Genomic DNA, 24,209 nt, shown 5'->3' with positions numbered 1-24,209 from the left:
TTTAGGTTAAGGTGAACAATATGAAGTTACAACTTATGTACTCTTTTTTACGATCGGATATTAATGTGATAGAAAAAGAATTAAAAAAGACAGTTGCTTCTGAACAGCCATTAGTAGAAGAGGCAGCATTACAACTTATTGAAGCTGGTGGGAAGCGAATTCGTCCTGTATTTGTGTTGCTTGCAGGGAAATTTGGAGATTATAAGTTAGATGCGATTAAGCATGTTGCTGTTGCGTTAGAGCTTATTCATATGGCTTCTCTTGTTCACGATGATGTTATTGATGCTGCATTTTTACGACGCGGCAGTGCGACTGTGAATGCGAAATGGGGAGATCGTATTGCGATGTATACAGGGGACTATTTGTTCGCTAAGTCTCTTGAATGTATAACAAATATCGAAATCCCAGAGGCGCATCAAGCGTTATCACATACTATTTTAGAAGTCTGTAAAGGTGAAATTGAACAAATTAAAGATAAATACAATTATGACCAAAATTTAAGAACGTATTTAAGAAGAATAAAGCGAAAAACAGCATTATTAATTGCCGCGAGTTGTCAATTGGGAGCGATTGCTGCTGGTGCTAATCGTGATACAGTAAATCGTCTATTTTGGTATGGGTATTTTGTAGGAATGTCTTATCAAATTATTGATGACATTTTAGACTTCGTTTCCACAGAAGAGAAACTTGGAAAACCTGCTGGTGGAGATTTATTACAAGGAAACATAACGCTCCCTGCTTTATATGCGATGGAAGATCCAGTACTTCGTCAAAAAATCACATCTGTACATGAAAATACAACAGCAAGTGAAATGCAAGAAATTATTGATGCTGTAAAAAATAGTCCAGCAATTGATCAAGCATTTGCGTTTAGTGAACGTTATTTACATAAAGCTTTAGAAATAATAAAACCACTCCCACGTGGAAAAGCAAAGTATGCATTACAAAATGTTGCAAAGTATATTGGAAAACGAAAATTTTAATGTTTATTCTAAAAAATAAAATAATCTCTCTATTTCAAAACTATTGCACAATTGTGATAAGGGTGATAATATGTGTGTGGGGATATACAATTACATACATAATTCAGAAGTGGAGAGATTTTTTATGGAAAAAACATTTCTAATGGTAAAACCAGACGGTGTACAACGTGCCTTCATTGGGGAAATTGTAGCTCGTTTTGAGAAAAAAGGATTTCAATTAGTTGGTGCAAAATTAATGCAAGTCACTCCGGAAATTGCTGGACAACACTACGCTGAGCATAAGGAAAAACCTTTCTTTGGTGAGTTAGTAGACTTTATTACATCTGGACCTGTATTCGCAATGGTATGGCAAGGTGAAGGTGTAGTAGATACAGCGCGTAACATGATGGGGAAAACAAGACCACATGAAGCAGCTCCTGGAACAATTCGTGGAGATTTCGGTGTAACTGTTGCGAAAAATATTATTCATGGTTCTGATTCTTTAGAAAGCGCAGAGCGCGAGATTGCTATTTTCTTTAAAGAAGAAGAATTAGTTGACTACTCAAAATTAATGAATGAATGGATTTACTAATTATTTCGAAATAATTTGTAAACGCTTTAATCACTGTGATAATAGTAAAAAGTGCAAGGAGAATAGGGGTATTCTTCTTGCACTTTTTTTATTTTCAATTAGTTACGAAGTTTGAGCTGTTATGATATATTGATATTTAAATTAGGCCTATCGGAAATATAGAATAAGAAAATGGTCGATTTATGATATAATTTCTTTAATATTTTTAGAATGATAAAAGTTAATATAGTGAGATAAATACATATACGAAAAGAGGAATAACGTATGCGATATATTACAGCTGGTGAATCTCATGGTCCGCAACTTACAACGATTATAGAAGGTGTTCCAGCAGGATTGTCTTTAGTAGCGGATGATATAAACGAAGAGTTAGCTAGAAGGCAAAAGGGATATGGGCGTGGTAGACGCATGCAAATTGAAACGGATCAAGTGCAAATTTTAAGTGGTGTTAGACATGGAGAAACATTAGGTTCCCCTATTGCACTCGTTGTTGAAAATCGTGATTTTGCCCATTGGACAAAAATTATGGGGGCAGAGCCTTTAACTGAGCAGGAAGAAAAAGAGATAAAAAGGAAAGTGACAAAACCAAGGCCTGGGCATGCTGATTTAAATGGTGCAATTAAATATGGTCATAGAGATATGAGGAATGTACTGGAACGTTCGTCAGCGCGCGAAACGACGGTGCGTGTTGCTGCTGGTGCGGTTGCTAAAAAGGTGTTAGCAGAACTTGGTATTAAAGTGGCGGGCCATGTAATTGAAATTGGCGGTGTACAAGCTAAGGAGGTTACGTATAGTTCAATTGAAGAATTAAAGAGTATTACAGAAGCATCTCCTGTACGTTGCTTAGATGACGAAGCTGGTAACCAAATGATGAAAGCGATTGATGATGCGAAAGCAAATGGTGATTCAATTGGTGGAATCGTTGAAGTAATTGTGGAAGGAATGCCAATTGGAGTAGGTAGCTACGTGCATTATGATCGAAAACTGGATGCGAAATTAGCAGCTGCAATTATGAGTATTAATGCTTTTAAAGGTGTCGAGATTGGAATTGGTTTTGAAGCAGCGCATAGACCGGGAAGTGAAGTTCATGATGAAATTCTATGGAATGAGGAGCATGGATATACAAGAAGAACAAATAATGCAGGTGGATTAGAAGGCGGTATGACGACTGGAATGCCAATTGTTGTGCGCGGTGTGATGAAACCGATACCTACACTTTATAAACCTCTTCAAAGTGTAGATATTGATACGAAAGAGCCTTTTACAGCGAGCATTGAACGTTCAGATAGTTGTGCAGTGCCAGCAGCTAGTGTCGTTGCAGAAGCGGTTGTGGCTTGGGAATTAGCAACAGCTTTAATAGAACAATTCGGATTAGATCGTATGGAACTAATTCGTGAAAATATTGATAAACATAATGAATATGCGAGGGGATTTTAATGGGAAACATACATATTCAAACGAAATCAAAAGAATATGATGTACATGTTGGTAAAGAAGCGTTGTCAAACTTAACAATGATCGTTCAAAATATGCAGCCAGCTGTATCTAACGTAATGATCATTTCAGATGAAGCTGTTGCATCACTACATTTACAGACAGTTATCGATGCATTACAAGTGGAGCAGGACGTGTTTTCGTTTGTTGTACCAAGTGGCGAAAAAGAGAAGTCTTTCGAAAATTTCTATGCGGCTCATACGTCAGCTCTTGAAAATAAATTAGATAGAAATTCTTTAATTCTTGCACTTGGAGGCGGAATGATTGGAGATTTAGCTGGTTTTGTTGCTGCATCTTTTATGCGGGGTATTCGGTTTGTGCAGGTTCCTACGACTTTATTAGCGCACGATAGCGCAGTAGGTGGGAAAGTAGCGATTAATCATCCGTTAGGTAAAAATATGATTGGTGCATTCCATCAGCCAGAAGCGGTTGTATATCATACACCGTTTTTACAGTCTCTTCCTGAAAAAGAGTGGCGTTCAGGTTATGCAGAGGTGATAAAGCATGCTCTTATTGGTGATGTGGAGCTATATCATTGGTTAAAAGAAGAAGTGCAAACATTAGCGGATCTTCGTGATGAGAAGTTAATCCATATATTAACGAAGGCGATTCCTGTAAAGGCAAATGTTGTGTCACAAGATGAAACAGAGAAGGGTGTACGTGCCCATTTGAACTTTGGACATACGTTAGGACATGCTCTTGAAAAAGAGCTAGGGTATGGGAATATTACTCACGGTGACGGCGTAGCGGTTGGAATGTTATTCGCCATATTTTTAAGTGAGCAAGTGTACAAGGTTGATCTTGCTTATGAAGATATGAAGCAGTGGTTCTTGAAATACGGCTATCCAAAAATGCCAAGAGATTTGAATGTAGAGCGCCTCGTTCAATTGATGAAACAAGATAAGAAAGCAAATGCAGGAGCAATTCATATGGTGCTTATGCAGGAATATGGGGTAGTGAATGTCGTATCTATTTCAGATGAGACTGTTCATATTGCGTTAGAGGCATTTCAAAAAGATATAGTTTAAAATGATAACGAAGTGTTGTGAAGTGCTCATTTAGAGGTATTCTCGTAATAGTGACGGTTATGATAAAAGATTACAGTAAGGGGCTATAACTGTATTGTAATCAAATTGAATGAAATGACTGGGGGAAGAAAAATGAGAGTGAAAGAGCAATTGTTAACTTTGAGAGCGTATGTGCCTGGGAAAAACATTGAAGAAGTAAAAAGGGAATATGGATTATCGAAAATTGTGAAATTAGCATCGAACGAAAATCCATTCGGTTGCTCAGCGCGTGTGACAGAAGCATTAACTTCTTTAGCGAGCCAATATGCCCTTTATCCAGATGGATATGCCTTTGAACTTCGGACAAAAGTAGCGGAACATTTAGGTGTAAAAGCAGAACAACTACTATTTGGTAGTGGATTAGATGAAGTCATTCAAATGATTAGCCGAGCGTTACTACATGAAGGAACAAACGTTGTAATGGCGAATCCTACGTTTTCACAATATCATCACCATGCTGTTATTGAAGGAGCAGAAGTTCGTGAAGTATCACTTAAAGACGGTATTCACGATTTAGATGCAATGCTAGAGCAAGTAGATGATAAAACGAAAATTGTATGGATTTGTAATCCGAATAATCCGACAGGTACATATGTTGAGAAACAAAAATTACTTTCATTTTTAGAATCAGTTCCTAAGTCGGCTCTCGTTATTATGGACGAAGCATATTATGAATACGCGGAAGCAGAAGACTATCCGCAAACATTGCCACTTCTTGAAAAGTATGAAAATCTTATGGTTTTACGCACGTTTTCAAAAGCATATGGTTTAGCTGCTTTTCGTATCGGATATGCGATTGGGGATGCGAAGTTAATCGGACAGCTAGAAGTAGCGAGGTTACCATTCAATACATCAACTGTAGCGCAATCTGTAGCACTCGCTGCATTAGAAGATCAAGCCTTTTTACAAGATTGTGTGAAAAAGAATGCTGAAGGTCTAAATCAGTATTATGCATTTTGTAAAGAATATAACGTATTCTATTATCCATCTCAAACAAATTTCATTTTCTTAAAACTTGGTATACCAGGTAATGAAGCTTTCGAACGATTAATGAAAAAAGGGTATATCGTTCGTTCTGGTGCTGCATTTGGTATCGATGATGGTATTCGTATTACTGTCGGTTTGAAAGAAGAAAATGATGAAATTATAGAGTTGCTGAAAGAGCTTGTAAATGAGCAAGTACAGAAAGAAGAAACATATTCTTAAGAGATTGTGAAGGCTCCTATTATAGGAGCCTTTTTTATCGTATTAAAAATAAAGGTTGAAGACTGGCAATTAAGTTGTTCTGTAAATCACGGTTTGTATGGCTTGATAATTAGTGAGAGAAGTTATTTGCACGGTCATAAAAGAAAGCGGTACAATAGAAGATGATGATAAGGTATCGGTGTCATATCCGAACCTTTTGAATAATTACCTACTCTGTAAGAAGAAGTATAAGAAGAAGCATGCTCATTCTAAAGGTTGCGTTCTAACAGTGAGTTGCTTATGATAAATGAACAGAAGAGAATATTTTTTAGAATTAAAGGAGACGTTTATGCAAAAGTTTGAACAAGCTGTTTCATATATTGAAAATGGTGAAGCGGAAAAAGGATTACAATTATTAAAAGAACAATTAAAAATTGCAAATGATGAAGAGAAGTATGATATCGCTCGTTACTATCATACACTTGGATTTACAGATGAGGCATTAGCGATTACTGAAGACTTACGTTTACTGTATCCGGAAGAAAGTGAATTCACTGTATTTTTAGCAGAATTATATATTGATCTAGATAAAGAAGATGAAGCGATTGAAGTACTTCATGATATTCCAGAAAATGACGATTTATATGTTCAATCTTTATTACTTGTTGCAGATTTATTCCAAATGCAAGGTTTTGATGATGTAGCAGAGCAAAAACTATTAAAGGCGAAAGAAATGATGCCTGATGAACCTGTTATTACGTTTGGGTTAGCAGAATTATATAGTAGTAAAGGTGAAGAACAAAAGGCAATTACTTATTATGAATCGCTATTAGCTGAACATAAAGTAATGGGTGGTGTTGTGATCGCACTTCGCCTTGCAGAAACGTTAAGTGCGATTGGAAACTGGGAAGAGGCGATTTCTTATTATGAAGCAGGCCTAGAGGAACAAAAAGATATTCACTCATTATTTGGATATGCCTTCACATTATACCAAGGTGAAGAATATCAGAGAGCAATCGGTGCTTGGCAAGAACTAAAAGAATTAGACCCTGAGTACGCATCACTGTACATGTATTTAGCGAAAAGCTATGAAAAAGAAGGAATGCTTCAAGAAAGCTATGAAACGCTTCATGAAGGAATTAAAGTAGATGAGCTTTCAGTTCCGTTTTATGTAGAGTTAGCGAACATTGCAGCGAAATTAGGAAAAATAGTAGAAGCAGAGGAAGTTCTTCAAAAAGCACTTGAGTTAGACCCAGGGCATTTAGGCGCAACATTAAAATATGCGTATATCTTAAAAGGACAAGAAAAGTACGAAGAGTTAATTGCAATTGTAGAGCGTGCTATTGATAGTGGAGAACCAGATACACAACTACTTTGGGACCTTGCGTATGCAAAAAAACAATTAGAAATGTATTCGGATGCATTAAAACACTATGAAAGTGCATATACTTCTTTTAAGAATCATCCAGACTTCTTAGAAGAATACGGTTATTTCTTATTGGAAGAAGGAAAGCGAAAAGAGGCGAAAGAAGTATTTACCCAGTTATTACAACTAGACCCGACACAAATTCATATTGAAGAGTTGTTATATAATTTAGAGGATTTTTCATAAGTTGGAAGGAAACTGAATGCCGCTTCTTGAATCTAAAAAGAAAAGAGAAAGACAGAGGAGGGACTTAATTGCTATGAATACCCCTGTTTCTGTAAACGAGAAGAAGGATTTTGTAAAATGGTTTTTGAATAATTACCAACTGAAACAGCGTGAATGTGTATGGATTCTGAATTATTTAATGAGTCACGACCAATTGATGCATAAAGTCCACTTCGTAGAGCATGCAAAATATTGTCCGCGTGGCTTAGTGATGTCAGCGAATTGTGTGAAAGACACACCGTTTCACTTTTTTAAACAAAATGTTATGACAACAGATGCTGAAAAATCGTTTCATGATATTCGTTTAAATCGAGATGAGGATATTTATATTCAACTCAACTTTAAATCATCGTTTCAAAATGCGAATTATGTAGCTGTATTAGAAGAAAACCCATATCTACCAAAGCATATTGAAGTAAATGAAAAAGATCGTTTACTTGCAGAAAGGTTTTTGGAAGAAAGTGTATTTTCATTTAGGAGAGAACGCCTTTTGAAACAAATTGATGAAGCGTTAGATAAGCAAGATAAGGAAGCGTTTCATAGATTAACGGCCGAGTTAAAGACTTTATAGAATTTATTTGGATTAATAAATTTTTACAAATTTCAGACTTTCGCCAAGAAAAACTACCTATATTGGGTAGTTTTTCTTTTTTTACCTCTTTTAGTATGGTTTAATATATATAAAGTGAAAGTTCTGTCATTTGTAAGTGAAGGAGGGAAGGAATTTGAAGTGGAGTGTAAAAGATGTGGAACAGTTTGAACAAGCAAGAGAGTATGTTGATACAGGAGTAATACCGCTTTTATCAATTTCGGCAGCACAAGAAATGAAAATGGTTGTAGAACAAGGTGAATTTATCGAATTGTTGAGCACGGAATTGGAAAGAGAGTATAAAGGAAGAGTGCTTTTACTACCTGCGTTTACGTATTTGGTAGAAAGTCAAAAGAATGAAAAAGGTCGTTTGCAAGAATGGACAAATCATTTACGAAGCGAAGGTTTTAAGCATATTGCTTATGTTACAAGTGATTTTTCATGGAAAGAGGATATGCAAGAGTTACAGGGAGATTTATTTTGGTTTCCTTCATTAGCATTAGAACAATTTAGTGATCAAGCAAAAAGAGAAGTTATTCATGCGCATATAAAAAATATAATGGTGATGTTGGAAGAGAAGTGGGGAAACTCGTAATAAACAGAAAGTTCTTATTATTATGAGTAGTATGATATTGACCTGTGCATGAGCGTATTATATCATGATAGTGTCCTAGTTTTTATTTTTTATATAATTTATCACGAGGGGACAATTTCTGATAGAGGGGGGAAATTTTCGTGAGCGAGAAAGAACATCGCGTGTCAAGAAGACAATTTTTAAATTACACACTCACAGGGGTAGGAGGCTTTATGGCTGCCGGTATTTTAATGCCGATGACGCGATTTGCGCTTGATCCGGTGTTAAGAAAAGAAGCCGGAACAGATATGGTTGCTGTTGCGCAAGTAAAGGATATTACAACAGAGCCGAAGCGTTTCGATTTTAAAGTGAAACAGGTTGATGGTTGGTACAAGTCTGAAGAACCAAAATCGGCGTGGGTTCATAAAGATGAAAGCGGAGACATTGTTGCGTTCTCTCCAGTATGTAAACATTTAGGATGTACAGTTAACTGGAATTCGGACAAAGCACATCCGAATCAATTCTTTTGTCCATGTCACGGGGGTCGTTATACAAAAGATGGGATGAACATTAAAGGTACGCCACCCCTTGCTCCGCTGGATGTGTACGAGTCTAAAGTGAAAGATGGAACGCTGTATCTAGGAAAAGCGAAGCCAAGAGGGGGTGCAAAGTAGATGTTAAATAAAATTTATGATTGGGTAGATGAAAGATTAGATATTACACCGATATGGCGTGATATCGCTGATCATGAAGTACCTGAACATGTAAACCCGGCACATCACTTTTCTGCATTCGTCTATTGCTTTGGAGGACTTACCTTTTTCGTTACTGTAATTCAAATTTTATCTGGAATGTTTTTGACGATGTATTATGTGCCTGATATTAAAAATGCTTGGGAATCAGTTTACTATTTACAAAATGAAGTTGCTTATGGGCAAATTGTTCGTGGTATGCACCACTGGGGTGCTAGTCTCGTAATTGTAATGATGTTTTTACATACACTCAGAGTTTTCTTCCAAGGTGCGTATAAAAAGCCCCGTGAGTTAAACTGGATTGTTGGTGTTCTTATTTTCTTTGTTATGTTAGGTCTTGGTTTTACCGGATATTTATTACCGTGGGATATGAAAGCTTTATTTGCTACAAAAGTAGGGATTCAAATTGCAGAGCAAACACCGCTCATTGGTCCTTATATTAAAACATTACTCGCTGGTCATTCCGAAATTGTTGGCGCTCAAACATTAACTCGCTTCTTTGCTATTCACGTCTTCTTCTTACCAGCAGCACTTCTAGGTTTAATGGCCTTCCACTTCATCATGATTCGCAAACAAGGTATTTCCGGTCCACTATAAGAGATTGCTAAATTAAAGGGGAAAGAACTAAAGGAGGGAGATTATGCATCGCGGCAAAGGGATGAAGTTTGTAGGAGATTCTCGGGTACCGGTAGCTCGGAAACCAAATATTCCAAAAGACTATTCTGAATACCCAGGGAAAACAGAAGCATTTTGGCCGAACTTCTTGTTAAAAGAATGGATGGTTGGTGCAGTTTTTTTAATCGGTTATTTATGTTTAACAGTGGCGCATCCGTCGCCGCTTGAGAGAATGGCGGATCCAACAGATGCTGGATATATACCACTTCCAGATTGGTATTTCTTATTCTTGTATCAGTTATTAAAGTATTCTTATGCTTCCGGTTCATTTACTGTAATTGGAGCGTTTATTATGCCAGGGATTGCGTTTGGTGCATTACTGTTAGCTCCATTTCTTGATCGAGGTCCAGAAAGACGTCCATTGAAGCGTCCTGTAGCAACTGGATTTATGCTTTTAGCAATTGCATCGATTATCTTTTTAACTTGGGAATCTGTAGCACACCACGACTGGGAAGCTGCAAAGAAACAAGGAGCAATTGTAAAAACCGCGCCAGTTGATAAAAATGATGATGGCTATAAATTAATGCAAAAAAATACTTGTTTAACATGTCATGGTGACAACTTACAGGGCGGGGCGGCAGCACCAGCACTGCAAAACTTAACTTTAAAGCCAGAAGAAATTGCTAAAATTGCGAAAGATGGAAAAGGTTCCATGCCTAAAGGTGTATTTAAAGGTACAGATGAGGAACTGAAGAAGCTTTCGGAATTCGTTGCAAAGTATAATAAAAAATAATAAAAAGCTGACTACAAAATTTGTAGTCAGCTTTTCTATTTAGTTGGATGAAGTTTGTTATAATAGAGTAGGATTTAGTGAATGAATTACTTTGCTTGAAAGGTGTTGGACATACAGATTGGTGTACTTGTATGCAATGTTAAGACAACGCTCGGTATTATTATTTTTATTGGTTGTTAACATATTAGGTACAATTTACGGGTTTATATGGTACGGAAATCAACTGAAAGAAACGTCACCTATATTTTGGCCGTTTGTACCAGATAGTCCTATGGCGAGTCTCTTTTTTGTCTTTGTTTTAATTGCTTTTTTGACAAAGAGAAACTGGGGATTAATAGAAGCGCTAGCGATTGTTACTTTAATAAAATATGGTATTTGGGCTGTTGTTGTAAATGCGATTATGATTTACGTAAAAGGTCCTATTGGTCTTATGGGCTACATGTTAATGCTTTCGCACTTTGCGATGGCAGTGCAAGGTGTTTTATATGCTCCATTTTACCGTATAAAAAAATGGCATTTTATAGTAGCGGGTGTATGGACGTTGCATAATGATGCAATTGATTATTTATTTTGGCAAATGCCACGATATGGAATTATGCATTTGTTTGTAGAGGAAATTGGTTATTTTACGTTTTGGTTAAGCGTTGCTGTACTATGTATTACATATTATTGTTGCTTACGTGAGCACAGGAAACAATTTTCTTTATGACGGTTAGAACATTTAGGGGGAGAACATGGAGAAAAATAAGAGTGGTACAAAAATATTGGATCGATTGATTACTTTAGTTGTTTCATATAGCATAGCATTTTCTATTTTTGCACTCGCAACAACGGCAGTTGTGTATGGAAAATGGCTGTATTATTTTGAAATTGATTTTTTAAATATTCCTGATTTAGCGGATATGACGAAGGATGAAATTAAAAGAAATTACGATGTGCTTATTACATATTTATCCCCGTTTTATGACGGAGCATTACATTTGCCAACATTAGATATGTCTACAAATGGCCGTATTCATTTTGTAGATGTTAAAAATATTTTAGTAAAGATTCAATATGTGATGTATGCGACAATTATGATTGCAGTGATAGGGGGAATTTATTTATTAAAAAAGAAAAATGAAAAGTTTTTACTGCACGGATCAATTTTAACAATCATTTTTCCGATAGCGCTTATGTTACCAATCGCTATTAATTTTGAAAAGAGCTTTGTATTATTCCATAAGCTTTTATTCAGTAATGATTATTGGATGTTTGATATTGAAACGGATCCAGTTATATTAATGCTACCAGAGGAGTTCTTTATGCATGCTGCGTGTGCTATTTTATTATTTATTTTAGGTGGTAGTATACTTTGTTATAGCTTATATAGATATTTCGTAAAAAAGAAAAGGATGTCAAAGAAAAAATTCTCTGCTTAAAGGGAATTTTTTCTTTGTAAAACGATAATATATTTTTCGGTTCAGTTCTGTTCTATTCTTGTCCCAATTAACATATTTTGTACTAGTAGTTATAGGGGGGACCGGGATGAAGAGAACATTAATTGGATTGATAGCATTTCTAATTATAATGTTTCCGTTACGTATATATGCTGAAGAGTGGAATGAGCTAACAGGGTTGTTAGACGACTCGTTACAGTTAGTGAAGCGTAATGAAGATGAAAAAGCGGTACAAGTATTACAACTTTTCTCAGAGCAATTTTTAATGAAGGGGAATGAAAAGAAGCATGAAGTAACACCAGATCAAGTTAGAGTTATTTCTTTAGCTTACGACAAGGCGCAGCAATCGCTCTCTGAAGAAGGTTTAGGTAAGCAAGCTAAAATGGATAATGTGTTGGCATTACAACTTGCTGTTGATGCACAAGTATCGAAATATCAACCACTTTGGATGGAAAGAGAAAGGAAAGTAATGGATGCCTTTTCTCAAATGGAAAAAGCGATGGAAAAAGAAGATGCTGGGCAGTTTCAACAAACATTAAATACATTTTTAAATGAATTCAATATTATTTATCCAAGTTTAATGATTGCTTTGCCAGAAAACGAGGTACAGCGTGTAAATGTTCATTTATCTTATTTGGATGAATTTCGTAACGTTATGTTAAAAACGAAAGGTGGCCAAATGCAATTAGGGATTATTAAAGGGGATTTGCAAAAGATATTTCACACAGTAAAAAAGGATGAAATTGCACCTTCTCTCATTTGGTTTATGACAATTACTGGGGGACTTATTTTATTCACATTAACTTATGTTGGATGGAGAAAGTATAAAGGAGAGAGAGAAAAAAGAAAAAGTAATGTGCATTCTAAAAATAGATAATGTAATAAGTAAAGATATGGATTGTAAGGTTTATTCATTGACAATAGTGGCAGAAGAAAATAGAATGAGAAGTACTATAATTAAAACTTCAATGGAGGTTCATGATGTTTTATTTAATTTACTTCGCGATCATAATGATCATACCGTTGTATGCACAGTCAAGAGTACGAAGTGCCTATAGCAAGTATTCACAAGTTTATTCAACATCAGGTATGACAGGAGCGGAAGTGGCTCGAAAAATTTTAGATGAAAATGGATTATACAATGTAGCTGTGGAAGAAACACCAGGTCATTTATCAGACCATTATGATCCAACGGCCAAGACGGTTCGATTATCAACAGATAACTATTATGGACATTCAGTTGCTGGTACAGCAGTGGCAGCACATGAAGTAGGACACGCAATTCAAGATGCGCAAGATTATAACTTTATGCGTATTCGTCATTCGTTAGTTCCTGTGGCGAATTTTGGATCGAATATATCATGGGTATTTATTATGATTGGTATATTTGCGACAATGTCGAAACTATTGTTATTAGGAATTATTTTAATGGCTGCAGGTGTTGTGTTCCAACTTGTTACATTACCAGTTGAGTTCGATGCTTCAAAGCGTGCAATGCAACAAATTGAAGCGTTAGGTATCGTATCAACAGATGAATATGGCCAAGCTCGTAAAGTATTAAATGCAGCAGCATTAACATATGTAGCAGCTGCAGCTGTAGCGGTATTTGAATTATTACGTCTCGTATTAATGTATACTGGTATGCAGCGTAGCGACGACTAAAGACTATCAATTTTGATAGTCTTTTTTTGTTGTGTGGATTGAATTATATAATGTATTACAAATAGAAATAATAGAAGTAATGCGGAAAGGCGGTGGGGGAAATGAAATATCCAGACCATTTAGTAAAACAAGTGAAAGAGCGTAGTGCTCCTTATCAACTAGAAGGTTTTTTAAGTGGACAAGGTCCTGAAAATCCCAAATTTATGTTGTTAGGAGAAGCGCCTGGTGAAACAGAAATTCATAATGGGATTCCGTTTAGCGGGAGGTCGGGAAAACAATTAATGGGTTTTTTAGAGCGTATTCACGTTACGAGGGAAGAAGTATATATTACGAGCGCTGTTCGGAGTAGACCTTATAAATGGCGAGAGAAAAAAGAACGAAATGGTGAAAGCATACAAAAAAAGTATAATAGAACGCCAAATCAAGGAGAAATAGTTGCCCATGCGCCTTTGTTAGATTATGAATTAGAGAAAATAAATCCGAGGCTTATCGTCACACTTGGAAATATTGGTCTTCAACGTTTAACAGGAAAAAATAAAAAAATCACAGATGTACACGGGCAATTATTAAAACAGCCCATTCAAAAATTAAAGGATATGCAAAGTGCAGAGTTTACATGGTCAGAGAATGAATATCATGTTTTTCCAACTTTTCATCCAGCTTCCATTTTTTATAATCGGAGTTTATTGGAGCTTATTTATGAGGATTTGGAGAAGCTTAAAAGACTTGTAATAAAAAACTAGAAAAGCTAAGGCGCTTTTCTAGTTACATTTAATTATGTAAAGGGTTTTTATTTTCATCTAACGTAAATCCTTCACCAACTACATCATGTACATCACTTACAGCGACAAATGCATGAGGATCTACTGAAGTAATAATATTCTTTAATTTCACGATTTCATTTTTAGCAACAACGCAATACAGTACGTTACGTTCCATTTTTGTATACGATCCAACAGCCTTTAAAAAGGTTGCTCCGCGCTCCATTTCAGATAAAATTTTGGCAGCAATTTCATCGTTTTTCTCTGAGATAATAGTCGCTCCTTTGGCGGCATAGGCTCCTTCTTGCATAAAATCAATGACTTTAGCCCCGATAAAAACAGCAACTAACGTATACATACCCTCGCGGTATGATAAATAGGTAAGAATAGAGACGACGATAACGACAGCATCGAACATAAACATCGTTTTACCCATACTCCAGCCAACATATTTGTGGGCTAGTCGTGCGATAATATCTACACCGCCAGTAGTCCCGCCATATTTAAATATTATCCCAAGGCCGATACCGATAAATGCCCCGGCGAATAAAGCTGCGAGTGTCATATCATTTTGCAAGTTTAAATGTAAGTTGAGCACTTCGTAACGCTGGAAAATCCATAGAAATAAAGATACGCTAAATGTGCCGATTAATGTATATAAAAATGTCGTTCTGCCAAGTAACCTCCAACCAATAAAAAATATAGGGATATTTAAAATTAAGTTTGAGTAGGAAGGATCAAACTTAAATAAAAAATACAATAATAGTGTAATACCAGTAAACCCACCTTCTGCAAGGTGGTTTTCAATATTGATATTGACAATACCGAAAGAAAATATAGCGGAACCGATTAAAATAAAAATAATATTTCGCATCTTCAATTTTGATGTCATATAGAAATCCCCCTAATTATGTAATGATTACATTGCTCCGCTGAAACGGTAAAACATAATAATAAGTAATTTCTAGTTGCTAGTGAAAATAGTAAGAACTCGATTAGTATGGGCTAATCTTTTGCAAAAAGCGCAAAAGAAAGTTTCACTTTACCCAGTTCCAACGGCTGGTAGGAGATAAAGCTCTGAAGAAAGGCGAACCAGCCGTTGGAACCCGATTGGTTCAACTAATCTTTTGCAAAAAGCGCAAAAGAAAGTTTCACTTTATTATAGTCTATCCAAAAAAGGGTCGCAAATAGGTGTTTGGCGGGGAATAATATTTGTCAAATCGCGATGAATTGGCTAACATGAAAGAGGAAGGATTAGAGGTGAATAGTATGGAAGCAAAAACGATGAAAGATATGCAGAAAGAAGTAGATGCATATATTGGTCAGTTTAAAGAAGGTTATTTCAGTCCGCTTGCAATGATGGCTCGTTTAACGGAAGAAATGGGAGAGCTTGCGAGAGAGGTAAATCATTATTATGGTGAGAAACCGAAGAAAACAACTGAAAAAGAAAGAAGTATTGAAGAAGAGCTTGGAGATGTATTATTTGTTATGATTTGTATGGCAAATAGTTTAAATATTGATTTAGAGACAGCACATAACATTGTAATGAATAAATTTAATACACGTGATAAAGATCGCTGGACACGTATTGATGAGGGAGAGAAAGAATAATGAAAGAAATTAAAGTAATTATCGCCGGACCAAGAGGACGTATGGGACATGAAGCAGTCCTTCTTATGGAAAGAACGGAACATTTTAATTTAGTAGCAGCAGTGGATTATAAGCATGGTGGTGAGAAGATTTCTGATTTACCTGGCATGCCAGCATTACATGCACCGATTTACGCTGATTTACATACTTGTTTAGATGAAGTAGAAGCAGATGTGTTGTTAGATTTAACAACACCAGAAGTTGGGAAACAACACGTTACACTTGCAGTTGAGCGTGGACTTCGTTCTGTTATTGGTACAACTGGATTTACAGAAGAAGAATTGGCACGTTTAACAGAGAATGCAAAAGAAAAAGCAGTAGGAACAATTATTGCTCCAAACTTTGCAATTGGTGCAGTTCTTATGATGAAATTCTCACAAATGGCAGCGAAATATTTCCAAGATGTTGAGGTAATTGAATTACATCATGATCAAAAATTAGACGCACCATCTGGTACAGCTGTAAAAACGGTAGAATTAATTCGTCAAAATCGTGAATCAAAGCAGCAAGGTCATCCAAATGAAGTAGAGCAACTAGCAGGTGCACGTGGTGCAAATGTAGACGGTATTCACATTCATAGTGTACGTTTGCCAGGGCTTATTGCACACCAAGAAGTAATGTTTGGTGGAGATGGACAAATGTTAACAGTTCGTCATGATTCATTCAATCGTGCATCATTTATGTCAGGTGTAAAACTATCAATTGAGACAGTAATGAACCTTGATCATCTTGTGTACGGTTTAGAAAATATTATCGACTAAAGGGGAGACAACGGATGAAAATTGCCTTAATCGCACATGACAAAAAGAAAAATGATATGGTTTCGTTTGCATACGCATATAAACCAATTTTTGAGCAACATGAATTATTTGCAACAGGAACGACAGGGCTTCGTATTATGGAAGCGACTGGATTAGTTGTAACAAGATATCAATCTGGCCCTCTTGGTGGAGATCAAGAAATTGGTGCAATGATTGCAAAAAACGATTTAGATATGGTGATTTTCTTCCGCGATCCATTAACAGCACAGCCGCATGAACCGGATGTGAATGCATTGCTTCGTTTATGTGATGTATATGCGATTCCACTTGCAACGAATATGGCAAGTGCTGAAATGTTGATGCACGCATTAGAGCGAGGAGATTTAGATTATCGTAAGTTAAGAAAATGAGGGGAACAATTATGAGTGGATTACATATATTAGCGTTTGGTGCTCATGCCGATGATGTTGAAATCGGCATGGCTGGTACCATCGCTAAATATACAAAGCAAGGGTATGAAGTAGGTATTTGTGATTTAACAGAAGCTGATCTTTCTTCCAATGGAACGATAGAGTTGAGAAAAGAAGAAGCAGAGGTCGCAGCTCGTATAATGGGAGTAAAAACGAGGCTGAATTTAGCGATGCCAGACCGTGGTTTGTATATGAAAGAAGAGTATATACGTGAAATTGTCAAGGTGATCCGTACATATAAACCAAAACTAGTTTTTGCGCCATACTATGAAGATCGTCATCCAGATCATGCAAATTGTGCAAAGCTTGTGGAAGAGGCTATTTTTTCAGCAGGAATCCGTAAATATATGCCGGAACTTTCACCACATCGTGTGGAGTCTTTTTATAATTATATGATTAATGGTTTTCATAAACCGAATTTTTGTATAGATATAAGTGAGTACCTCTCTATAAAGGTGGAAGCATTAGAAGCATATGAAAGTCAATTTTCAACAGGAAGTGATGGTGTTAAGACACCGTTAACAGAAGGATACGTTGAAACTGTGATTGCTCGTGAGAAGATGTTTGGAAAAGAAGTTGGAGTCTTGTATGCCGAGGGATTTATGAGTAAGAAACCGGTTTTATTACATGCTGATTTATTAGGGGGATGTAAATGAAATTAAAAATAGGTATTACATGTTATCCTTCTGTAGGTGGTTCTGGAGTTGTTGGAACAGAATTAGGAAAGCAATTGGCGGAACGCGGGCATGAAATTCACTTTATTACATCGGGTTTACCATTCCGGTTAAATAAAGTATATCCAAACATATATTTTCATGAAGTGACGGTAAGCCAGTACTCTGTATTTCAATATCCACCATACGATTTAGCGTTAGCAAGTAAAATGGCAGAGGTTGCACAAAGAGAAAACTTAGACATTTTACATGTGCATTACGCAATACCACATGCAATTTGTGCATATTTAGCAAAACAAATGATCGGAGAGCGTATTAAAATTGTTACAACCTTGCATGGAACAGATATTACTGTGTTAGGTTCCGACCCTTCGTTAAATAATTTAATTCGTTTTGGTATTGAGCAATCGGATGTTGTTACTGCTGTCTCGCATTCATTAATTAACGAAACGCATGAGCTTGTAAAACCAAGTAAAGAAATTCAAACGGTATATAACTTTATAGACGAACGTGTATATTTCAAACGTAATATGTCTCAATTAAAGAAAGAATACGGTATAAGTGAGAGTGAAAAAGTACTTATTCATATTTCGAATTTCCGTAAAGTGAAACGTGTGCAGGATGTTGTTGAGGCATTTGCTAAAATTGTTAAAGAAGTAGATGCGAAGTTGCTTCTTGTTGGAGACGGACCAGAATTCTGTACGATTTTACAGATAGTGAAGAATTTACATATTGAAGATCGTGTTTTATTCCTAGGGAAGCAAGATAATGTTGCAGAACTACTTGCGATGAGTGATTTAATGTTGCTTCTATCAGAGAAGGAAAGTTTTGGTCTTGTTTTATTAGAAGCAATGGCGTGTGGTGTACCTTGTATCGGAACACGGGTTGGAGGTATTCCAGAGGTTATTCAACACGGGGAAACAGGATATTTATGTGAAGTTGGCGATACAACAGGAGTGGCAAATCAAGCTACTCAGCTATTAAAGGACGAGGAACTTCACCGTAATATGGGAGAACGAGCAAGAGAAAGTGTTTATGAGCAATTTCGCTCAGAAAAAATTGTTTCACAATATGAAACGATTTACTATGACGTACTAAGGGATGACAAAAATGGAAAGATTTAAAAAAGCTAGTTCTATTATTGAGACATTAAAACAACAAGGACATGAGGCTTACTTTGTTGGTGGGAGCGTACGAGATCTTATTATCGATAGGCCGATTGGAGATATTGATATTGCGACATCTGCTTTACCAGAAGAAGTGATGGCTATATTCCCAAGAAATGTTCCTGTTGGTCTTGAGCATGGAACTGTAATTGTTTTAGAAAATGGTGAGCCTTATGAGGTAACTACTTTTCGAACAGAAAGCGAATATGAAGATTTTCGAAGACCTAGTAGTGTTCAATTTGTTCGTTCATTAGAAGAGGATTTAAAACGTCGTGATTTCACGATGAATGCAATTGCTATGACAGAAGAAGGCGAAATGGTTGATTTATTTGCTGGACAGGAAGCCATTCAACAGAGAGAAATTGTGACAGTTGGAAATGCTGCGGATCGTTTTCAAGAAGATGCCCTGCGAATGATGCGTGGTATTCGGTTTGTAAGCGCGTTAGGTTTTTCATTAGAAACGAAAACGAAGCAAGCGATTGAAACGTATGGACATTTGCTAGAACATATAGCAATTGAGCGCATTACAGTAGAGTTTGAGAAATTGTTAACTGGTACATATTGTGTGAAAGGTCTCAAAGAATTAGTAGAGACGAAGCTATTTTCTCATTTGCCATATTTACAAATGTCAGAAGAGAGACTGTTAAAAGCTACGCAGTATAAATGGGATTCTTTCGAAACGGATATTGAGGCGTGGGCATTTTTCTTATATTGTATCGGAGAAGAACATCCATCTGTCTTTTTACGTCAATGGAAGTTTTCGAATAAAAAAATAAAAGATATTGTTGCAGTTTTATTGGCAATCCGTACTAGAAAGGAGAAGGATTGGGATACAGTCCTTCTTTATAAAACGGGAATTTATATCGCTGAAATGGCAGAGAGAGTATATGAAGCGATGATTGAAAGCTATAATCCTACATCTGTTAAACGAGTACAATCAATGTTTCATGCATTGCCAATCCAGGGTCGTCAAGAAATGAATGTGACTGGTAATGATTTATTAAACTGGGCAAACAAAAAGCCTGGTCCGTGGGTTGCTGACATGCTTCAGAAAATCGAGGAAGCAATTGTAAAAGGAAACGTAGTTAATGAGAAAGAGCGTATAAGGGAGTGGCTGCAAGGATGCAATCTACTATAAGAAAGCAGTTATTACAAGTTTTTTCTGAAGCGGATGGCGAGTTTGTATCCGGCCAAACGATTAGTGATAAACTTGGTTGTTCAAGAACTGCTGTGTGGAAACATATGGAAGATCTCCGGAGTGAGGGATATGGACTTGAAGCTGTGCGCCGATTAGGTTACCGAATTGCAAGTAAGCCAGACAAAGTGACTGCTAATGAAATTCAGTTAGGGCTACAAACGAAGCGAATTGGTAGAACAGTGTATTTTGAAGAAACTGTTGAATCAACGCAGCACATTGCAGCAAAACTTGCTTATGAAGGTGCAGAAGAAGGAACTATCGTTGTAGCAGAAGAACAAACAGCGGGAAGAGGTCGTTTAAGCAGAAAATGGCATTCACCAAAAGGAACAGGAATTTGGATGAGTATTATTTTACGCCCATCGATTCCAGTTCATCATGCACCGCAACTTACTTTGTTAGCGGCTGTTAGTGTTGCACAGGCAATTGAAAAATGTACAGGTGTAGACGTGGGAATAAAATGGCCAAATGACATTTTAATTCAAGGTAAAAAGGCTGTAGGTATATTAACAGAAATGCAAGCGGATCCTGATAAAATTAATGCTGTCATTATGGGCATCGGTATTAATGCGAATCAAAAGCAAGAACATTTTGATGAAGAAATTCAGCACATTGCTACTTCATTAGCGATTGAATCAGGTAAGCCGATTGTTCGTGCAGAACTTATGCAACAAATCTATTTACAACTAGAAAAATTATATGAAGAGTATTTACAAAATGGTTTCTCTGTCATTAAAATTCTTTGGGAAAGTTACGCTGTGAGCATCGGGAAAGAAATTACCGCTCGAACGATGAGAGAGACGATTACGGGGTTAGCAAAAGGAATCACAGAGGATGGTGTATTACTTCTGGAGGATCATGAGGGGAAAGTACATCATATTCATTCTGCAGATATCGAAATTAAGTAAAAGAAGTTCCTCTTTTGGAACTTCTTTTTATTTCAATATTTTTGAGTTAAATTTGTAACATGATAATAAATCCTTTTCATATTTAAAGTTCATTTCAAGATATCTTCCGTCTAGTTGGCCTGGCATGTTATTTGACGATTACTTTGCCTTCCATTCCTTTAAGGAGATGGTATCGACATATTAATTCATATGTACCAGTATTTTTAGGTTTCACGGTAATATTCTTTTCTTTTCCTGACTCAACTACGACGTCAATGCCGAGTTTTTTCACTGTAAAGGTGTGCTCGTTTTTACCTTTATTTTTCAATAGTAATGTTGTTGATCCTTCAAGCGGAATCGTGATGACATTTGGATTAAAGTAATCATCATTTAGTTCAACCTCAATCACGTTCGTTACATCGGTGGGTTGTGTTACGACATTAACTGAGGCAAATACATGAAAGGATCCTAAAGACATCCACCATACAATCATTACAAGCAAACTGCTGAATCGAAATAACCACCTGTTCATAGACATCTGCAATTCTCCTTTGTTAAGTACTTTTCCTCAATTAACCTGCATCATTAGTTTAAGAGTTATACTATACAGTTAAATTGATTACAGAAGAAATTAACTTGGAATTTTTTAACATGCGTTGAAAAAACATGTATCTTTTCAGGATTGAATTATCTATAAAAACTTTATCCCGCTATTTACTGGGCAATAAGACCTCCACCTCAAAATTCAGCGGAAGCAAAGAAGTTAGGTGGGGATCGGGCTGATTAAAGTTTCACTTTCTAGCATATATACTCTCTTATTAAATTTCATATACCGTAATCAGAATAAAAAATTATTTTTTCAAAAAAATGTAGTAATTCCCTTTTGTAGTTTGCTATAATTAGTTCGAATGTGGGCAGTATCAGAGCGAACTGCACCATGATTCGAAGTAATACGAAAAATAATAACTTGGATTCTGCCTTGATCCAATAACGGACTGGGACAGAGGGATGAATAATGCCGACTAACACACAACCCTTCTGCCCTTTTATGGCCAGAGGGGTTTTTTATATGATTGCGGCCATCTCCTCTCTCCTGCATAAAGGAGGAGTAGTTTTTGAAAACAAAAACAGATTTTTTGAAGATGAAAGAGCAAGGTGAGCCGATTACAATGCTAACGGCGTATGATTATCCATCTGCTAAATTAGCAGAAGAAGCTGAAGTTGATATGATTTTAGTTGGAGATTCTCTTGGAATGGTTGTACTCGGATACGATTCAACAGTACCTGTAACAGTAGAGGATATGATTCATCATACGAAAGCTGTACGCCGTGGAGCGAAAGAGACGTTTATTGTAACTGATATGCCATTTATGTCGTATCACGTATCATTACAAGAAACGATGGTGAATGCACGCCGCATCGTTCAAGAGAGCGGGGCGCATGCACTGAAGGTAGAAGGTGCTGGAGAAGTTATATCAACGATTCAATATTTGACGAACGCAGGAATTCCTGTTGTAGCGCATTTAGGTTTAACCCCTCAATCTGTAGGAGTGTTGGGTGGATATAAAGTGCAAGGAAAAGATGCGGAGAGTGCAAAGAAATTAATAGAAGATGCAAAGAAATGTGAAGAAGCTGGTGCAATAGCGCTTGTGTTAGAATGTGTACCAATGCAGTTAGCAGAACTTATTTCAGAGCAACTAACAATACCGACAATTGGGATTGGTGCAGGGCAAAAAGTAGATGGGCAAGTGCTTGTTTATCATGATCTTATCTCATACGGCGTGAATCGTGTGCCGAAATTTGTGAAGCAATATACATCTGTTCAAGAGGAGATTGTGCGTGGGATTTCACAATATGTTACTGAAGTAAAGACAAGGCAATTTCCTGAAGAAAAACATTCGTTCACAATGAAAGAGGAAGAATGCTTAGCGTTATACGGAGGAAAACAATAATGAAAATCGTAACTACAGTGCAAGAGATGCAGCAAATTACAAACGAACTTCGTGCAAGTGGAAAGAGTATTGGTTTTGTTCCAACGATGGGTTATTTACATGAAGGGCATGCTACCTTATTACGTAAGGCAAGAGAAGAAAATGAAATTGCAGTTTTAAGTGTATTTGTAAACCCGCTGCAATTTGGCCCAAATGAAGATTTAGATCGATATCCTCGTGATATTGATAGAGATGAAAATGTAGCAAAAGAAAACGGTGTAGATTATTTATTTTATCCGAGTGTAGAAGAAATGTATCCAGCAGAACAAACAACAACAGTAGAAGTTGTGAAGCGCACGGACGTATTATGCGGTCAACAAAGACCTGGTCATTTTGCTGGTGTTGCAACTGTACTAATGAAACTATTTAATATTACGCTGCCAACGCGTGCTTATTTCGGTATGAAAGATGCTCAACAAGTTGCAGTAATTGAAGGATTTGTAACTGATTTCAATATTCCGGTTACAATCGTACCAGTTGATATTGTGAGGGAAGAAGATGGATTAGCGAAAAGTTCTCGTAACGTGTACCTATCACAAGATGAACGTGAAGAGGCTCTTCATTTATACCGCAGCCTATGTATAGCGAAAGAAAGAATTGAGGTAGGTGAACGTAATCCGGAAATCATTACAAATCTTGTGAAAGAGTATATTGAGACGCATACGAAAGGCACTGTAGATTATGCGGATTTATATGCATATCCGTCATTAACAATGGTAGAGAAAGTCGAAGGACGAATCATTTTAGCTATTGCAGTTAAGTTTGAAAATGTAAGATTAATTGACAATATAACATTAACGGTTAAATAAGGGGGAGCACCTATGTTTCGCACAATGATGAGAGCAAAGTTACATCGTGCAACTGTAACGGAGGCAAATTTAAATTATGTAGGTAGTATTACAATTGATGAAGATTTAATGGATGCAGTAAATATTGTAGAAAACGAAAAAGTCCAAATTGTAAATAATAATAATGGTGCTCGTTTAGAGACATACGTTATTAAAGGGGAACGCGGTAGTGGTGTTGTTTGTTTAAACGGTGCTGCGGCAAGGCTTGTACAACCAGGGGACAAAGTAATTATTATTTGTTATGGGCTAGTTACGGAAGAAGAGGTTCATAAACAAGAACCCAAAATTGCAGTACTAGACGATAATAATCAAATTATTGAAATGTTAGGTGCTGAAAAAGCGGGTACGATATTATAAGTAGAAAGGCTATCTCCATTGCGGAGATAGCTTTTTTGTGCATCTTTTCATTAAGATGAGATAAAACGTGGTAT

General features: G+C 36.5%; 28 protein-coding genes. 26 read left to right on the top strand and 2 right to left on the bottom strand.

The window, feature by feature from the left end; all coding sequences use genetic code 11:
- The first annotated feature begins 20 nt into the window (after positions 1–20).
- From hepT to BUA87_RS09940, 16 genes are all read left to right on the top strand, one after another.
- Positions 21–983 (top strand): heptaprenyl diphosphate synthase component II, encoded by a 963-nt coding sequence (gene hepT, locus BUA87_RS10015; RefSeq protein ID WP_000776079.1) that lies wholly within the window; start codon positions 21–23, stop codon positions 981–983.
- A gap of 124 nt (positions 984–1,107) precedes the next feature.
- Complete coding sequence (ndk, locus tag BUA87_RS10010) at positions 1,108–1,554, top strand: nucleoside-diphosphate kinase (RefSeq protein ID WP_000415883.1); 447 nt, start codon at positions 1,108–1,110, stop codon at positions 1,552–1,554.
- A 264-nt stretch (positions 1,555–1,818) separates the two neighbouring features.
- Positions 1,819–2,991 (top strand): chorismate synthase, encoded by a 1,173-nt coding sequence (aroC, locus tag BUA87_RS10005; protein WP_072939601.1) that lies wholly within the window; start codon positions 1,819–1,821, stop codon positions 2,989–2,991.
- Positions 2,991–4,076 (top strand): 3-dehydroquinate synthase, encoded by a 1,086-nt coding sequence (aroB, locus tag BUA87_RS10000; RefSeq protein ID WP_072939599.1) that lies wholly within the window; start codon positions 2,991–2,993, stop codon positions 4,074–4,076. The genes aroC and aroB overlap by 1 nt, the downstream gene beginning before the upstream one ends.
- A 132-nt stretch (positions 4,077–4,208) precedes the next feature.
- Positions 4,209–5,321 (top strand): histidinol-phosphate transaminase, encoded by a 1,113-nt coding sequence (hisC, locus tag BUA87_RS09995; RefSeq protein WP_001264022.1) that lies wholly within the window; start codon positions 4,209–4,211, stop codon positions 5,319–5,321.
- Between the two features lie 328 nt (positions 5,322–5,649).
- On the top strand, positions 5,650–6,912 hold the full coding sequence (locus BUA87_RS09990) for a tetratricopeptide repeat protein (RefSeq protein WP_001168673.1): 1,263 nt from the start codon (positions 5,650–5,652) through the stop codon (positions 6,910–6,912).
- A gap of 73 nt (positions 6,913–6,985) precedes the next feature.
- The gene (locus BUA87_RS09985; RefSeq protein ID WP_001095925.1) at positions 6,986–7,522 is read left to right on the top strand and encodes a ReoY family proteolytic degradation factor; all 537 of its coding nucleotides are present in this window, start codon (positions 6,986–6,988) and stop codon (positions 7,520–7,522) included.
- A 154-nt stretch (positions 7,523–7,676) separates the two neighbouring features.
- Complete coding sequence (locus BUA87_RS09980; RefSeq protein WP_000872170.1) at positions 7,677–8,135, top strand: YpiF family protein; 459 nt, start codon at positions 7,677–7,679, stop codon at positions 8,133–8,135.
- A 140-nt stretch (positions 8,136–8,275) separates the two neighbouring features.
- On the top strand, positions 8,276–8,788 hold the full coding sequence (gene qcrA / locus BUA87_RS09975) for a menaquinol-cytochrome c reductase iron-sulfur subunit (RefSeq protein ID WP_001290420.1): 513 nt from the start codon (positions 8,276–8,278) through the stop codon (positions 8,786–8,788).
- On the top strand, positions 8,789–9,463 hold the full coding sequence (gene qcrB / locus BUA87_RS09970; protein ID WP_000932700.1) for a menaquinol-cytochrome c reductase cytochrome b subunit: 675 nt from the start codon (positions 8,789–8,791) through the stop codon (positions 9,461–9,463).
- 43 nt (positions 9,464–9,506) lie between these two features.
- Positions 9,507–10,274, top strand: coding sequence for a menaquinol-cytochrome c reductase cytochrome b/c subunit (qcrC, locus tag BUA87_RS09965; protein WP_000554601.1), 768 nt, complete (start codon positions 9,507–9,509; stop codon positions 10,272–10,274).
- Positions 10,275–10,392: 118 nt separating this feature from the next.
- Positions 10,393–10,983 (top strand): lipoprotein heptaprenylglyceryl N-acetyltransferase LhaT, encoded by a 591-nt coding sequence (locus tag BUA87_RS09960; protein ID WP_000262838.1) that lies wholly within the window; start codon positions 10,393–10,395, stop codon positions 10,981–10,983.
- 25 nt (positions 10,984–11,008) lie between these two features.
- Positions 11,009–11,695, top strand: a complete 687-nt coding sequence (locus BUA87_RS09955) for a lipoprotein intramolecular transacylase Lit (protein WP_000414374.1) — start codon at positions 11,009–11,011, stop codon at positions 11,693–11,695.
- 106 nt (positions 11,696–11,801) lie between these two features.
- A complete protein-coding gene (gene ypjB, locus BUA87_RS09950) occupies positions 11,802–12,590 on the top strand; it encodes a sporulation protein YpjB (RefSeq protein ID WP_000831589.1) in 789 nt (262 codons plus the stop codon).
- A 101-nt stretch (positions 12,591–12,691) separates the two neighbouring features.
- A complete protein-coding gene (locus BUA87_RS09945; protein WP_011109966.1) occupies positions 12,692–13,375 on the top strand; it encodes a zinc metallopeptidase in 684 nt (227 codons plus the stop codon).
- A gap of 101 nt (positions 13,376–13,476) precedes the next feature.
- The gene (locus tag BUA87_RS09940; protein ID WP_000876861.1) at positions 13,477–14,118 is read left to right on the top strand and encodes a uracil-DNA glycosylase; all 642 of its coding nucleotides are present in this window, start codon (positions 13,477–13,479) and stop codon (positions 14,116–14,118) included.
- Between the two features lie 28 nt (positions 14,119–14,146).
- Here the strand turns inward: BUA87_RS09940 and BUA87_RS09935 are convergent, their stop codons facing one another.
- On the bottom strand, positions 14,147–15,028 hold the full coding sequence (locus BUA87_RS09935) for a YitT family protein (protein ID WP_000202120.1): 882 nt from the start codon (positions 15,026–15,028) through the stop codon (positions 14,147–14,149).
- Between the two features lie 377 nt (positions 15,029–15,405).
- On the opposite strand from BUA87_RS09935, the gene BUA87_RS09925 reads away from it, so the two are divergent.
- From BUA87_RS09925 to BUA87_RS09895, 7 genes are read left to right on the top strand one after another with little or no spacing between them, the layout of a single operon-like run.
- Complete coding sequence (locus BUA87_RS09925) at positions 15,406–15,747, top strand: nucleotide pyrophosphohydrolase (RefSeq protein ID WP_002108639.1); 342 nt, start codon at positions 15,406–15,408, stop codon at positions 15,745–15,747.
- Positions 15,747–16,547, top strand: coding sequence for a dihydrodipicolinate reductase (gene dapB / locus BUA87_RS09920; protein ID WP_000658810.1), 801 nt, complete (start codon positions 15,747–15,749; stop codon positions 16,545–16,547). The genes BUA87_RS09925 and dapB overlap by 1 nt, the downstream gene beginning before the upstream one ends.
- 14 nt (positions 16,548–16,561) lie before the next feature.
- Positions 16,562–16,957 carry a methylglyoxal synthase gene (mgsA, locus tag BUA87_RS09915; protein WP_000684765.1) on the top strand — a complete coding sequence of 132 codons (396 nt, stop codon included), beginning with the start codon at positions 16,562–16,564 and terminating at the stop codon, positions 16,955–16,957.
- Between the two features lie 11 nt (positions 16,958–16,968).
- Entirely contained in the window at positions 16,969–17,673 is a 705-nt protein-coding gene (gene bshB1 / locus BUA87_RS09910; RefSeq protein ID WP_000015660.1) for a bacillithiol biosynthesis deacetylase BshB1, read from the top strand.
- Positions 17,670–18,815: an N-acetyl-alpha-D-glucosaminyl L-malate synthase BshA gene (gene bshA / locus BUA87_RS09905; protein WP_000768317.1), complete on the top strand. Its 1,146-nt coding sequence runs from the start codon at positions 17,670–17,672 to the stop codon at positions 18,813–18,815. The genes bshB1 and bshA overlap by 4 nt, the downstream gene beginning before the upstream one ends.
- Complete coding sequence (locus BUA87_RS09900; RefSeq protein ID WP_000439312.1) at positions 18,802–19,995, top strand: CCA tRNA nucleotidyltransferase; 1,194 nt, start codon at positions 18,802–18,804, stop codon at positions 19,993–19,995. Before bshA ends, BUA87_RS09900 begins: the two co-directional genes overlap by 14 nt.
- Positions 19,980–20,960: a biotin--[acetyl-CoA-carboxylase] ligase gene (locus tag BUA87_RS09895; protein ID WP_072939593.1), complete on the top strand. Its 981-nt coding sequence runs from the start codon at positions 19,980–19,982 to the stop codon at positions 20,958–20,960. Before BUA87_RS09900 ends, BUA87_RS09895 begins: the two co-directional genes overlap by 16 nt.
- A 127-nt stretch (positions 20,961–21,087) precedes the next feature.
- On the opposite strand, the gene BUA87_RS09890 is transcribed toward BUA87_RS09895, so the two are convergent.
- Positions 21,088–21,477: a cupredoxin domain-containing protein gene (locus BUA87_RS09890; RefSeq protein ID WP_000062382.1), complete on the bottom strand. Its 390-nt coding sequence runs from the start codon at positions 21,475–21,477 to the stop codon at positions 21,088–21,090.
- A gap of 577 nt (positions 21,478–22,054) precedes the next feature.
- Here BUA87_RS09890 and panB point away from each other — a divergent pair.
- Genes panB through panD form a run of 3 tightly spaced genes read left to right on the top strand, consistent with a single transcriptional unit; the run spans position 22,055 to position 24,135 of the window.
- A complete protein-coding gene (panB, locus tag BUA87_RS09885) occupies positions 22,055–22,891 on the top strand; it encodes a 3-methyl-2-oxobutanoate hydroxymethyltransferase (protein WP_000851108.1) in 837 nt (278 codons plus the stop codon).
- Positions 22,891–23,739: a pantoate--beta-alanine ligase gene (gene panC / locus BUA87_RS09880; protein WP_072939589.1), complete on the top strand. Its 849-nt coding sequence runs from the start codon at positions 22,891–22,893 to the stop codon at positions 23,737–23,739. Before panB ends, panC begins: the two co-directional genes overlap by 1 nt.
- Before the next feature lie 12 nt (positions 23,740–23,751).
- Positions 23,752–24,135 carry an aspartate 1-decarboxylase gene (gene panD, locus BUA87_RS09875; RefSeq protein WP_000490186.1) on the top strand — a complete coding sequence of 128 codons (384 nt, stop codon included), beginning with the start codon at positions 23,752–23,754 and terminating at the stop codon, positions 24,133–24,135.
- Positions 24,136–24,209: the final 74 nt, after the last annotated feature.

This window comes from Bacillus sp. bc15 (genome assembly GCF_900142585.1).
GTDB lineage: Bacteria > Bacillota > Bacilli > Bacillales > Bacillaceae_G > Bacillus_A > Bacillus_A cereus.
The sequence above is the reverse complement of the archived record's forward strand: the minus strand, read 5'-3'. Positions and strand labels throughout refer to the sequence as shown.

Coding starts and splice junctions, on each gene's coding strand:
- BUA87_RS09940 (WP_000876861.1), top strand. CDS start 13,477: ATGAAATATCCAGACCATTTAGTAAAACAAGTGAAAGAGCGTAGTGCT.
- aroC (WP_072939601.1), top strand. CDS start 1,819: ATGCGATATATTACAGCTGGTGAATCTCATGGTCCGCAACTTACAACG.
- BUA87_RS09955 (WP_000414374.1), top strand. CDS start 11,009: ATGGAGAAAAATAAGAGTGGTACAAAAATATTGGATCGATTGATTACT.
- panC (WP_072939589.1), top strand. CDS start 22,891: ATGAAAATCGTAACTACAGTGCAAGAGATGCAGCAAATTACAAACGAA.
- mgsA (WP_000684765.1), top strand. CDS start 16,562: ATGAAAATTGCCTTAATCGCACATGACAAAAAGAAAAATGATATGGTT.
- BUA87_RS09890 (WP_000062382.1), bottom strand. CDS start 21,477: ATGTCTATGAACAGGTGGTTATTTCGATTCAGCAGTTTGCTTGTAATG.
- bshA (WP_000768317.1), top strand. CDS start 17,670: ATGAAATTAAAAATAGGTATTACATGTTATCCTTCTGTAGGTGGTTCT.
- BUA87_RS09945 (WP_011109966.1), top strand. CDS start 12,692: ATGATGTTTTATTTAATTTACTTCGCGATCATAATGATCATACCGTTG.
- BUA87_RS09900 (WP_000439312.1), top strand. CDS start 18,802: ATGGAAAGATTTAAAAAAGCTAGTTCTATTATTGAGACATTAAAACAA.
- ypjB (WP_000831589.1), top strand. CDS start 11,802: ATGAAGAGAACATTAATTGGATTGATAGCATTTCTAATTATAATGTTT.
- BUA87_RS09985 (WP_001095925.1), top strand. CDS start 6,986: ATGAATACCCCTGTTTCTGTAAACGAGAAGAAGGATTTTGTAAAATGG.
- ndk (WP_000415883.1), top strand. CDS start 1,108: ATGGAAAAAACATTTCTAATGGTAAAACCAGACGGTGTACAACGTGCC.
- panD (WP_000490186.1), top strand. CDS start 23,752: ATGTTTCGCACAATGATGAGAGCAAAGTTACATCGTGCAACTGTAACG.
- BUA87_RS09925 (WP_002108639.1), top strand. CDS start 15,406: ATGGAAGCAAAAACGATGAAAGATATGCAGAAAGAAGTAGATGCATAT.
- hepT (WP_000776079.1), top strand. CDS start 21: ATGAAGTTACAACTTATGTACTCTTTTTTACGATCGGATATTAATGTG.
- bshB1 (WP_000015660.1), top strand. CDS start 16,969: ATGAGTGGATTACATATATTAGCGTTTGGTGCTCATGCCGATGATGTT.
- aroB (WP_072939599.1), top strand. CDS start 2,991: ATGGGAAACATACATATTCAAACGAAATCAAAAGAATATGATGTACAT.
- dapB (WP_000658810.1), top strand. CDS start 15,747: ATGAAAGAAATTAAAGTAATTATCGCCGGACCAAGAGGACGTATGGGA.
- BUA87_RS09935 (WP_000202120.1), bottom strand. CDS start 15,028: ATGACATCAAAATTGAAGATGCGAAATATTATTTTTATTTTAATCGGT.
- qcrC (WP_000554601.1), top strand. CDS start 9,507: ATGCATCGCGGCAAAGGGATGAAGTTTGTAGGAGATTCTCGGGTACCG.
- qcrB (WP_000932700.1), top strand. CDS start 8,789: ATGTTAAATAAAATTTATGATTGGGTAGATGAAAGATTAGATATTACA.
- BUA87_RS09990 (WP_001168673.1), top strand. CDS start 5,650: ATGCAAAAGTTTGAACAAGCTGTTTCATATATTGAAAATGGTGAAGCG.
- BUA87_RS09895 (WP_072939593.1), top strand. CDS start 19,980: ATGCAATCTACTATAAGAAAGCAGTTATTACAAGTTTTTTCTGAAGCG.
- hisC (WP_001264022.1), top strand. CDS start 4,209: ATGAGAGTGAAAGAGCAATTGTTAACTTTGAGAGCGTATGTGCCTGGG.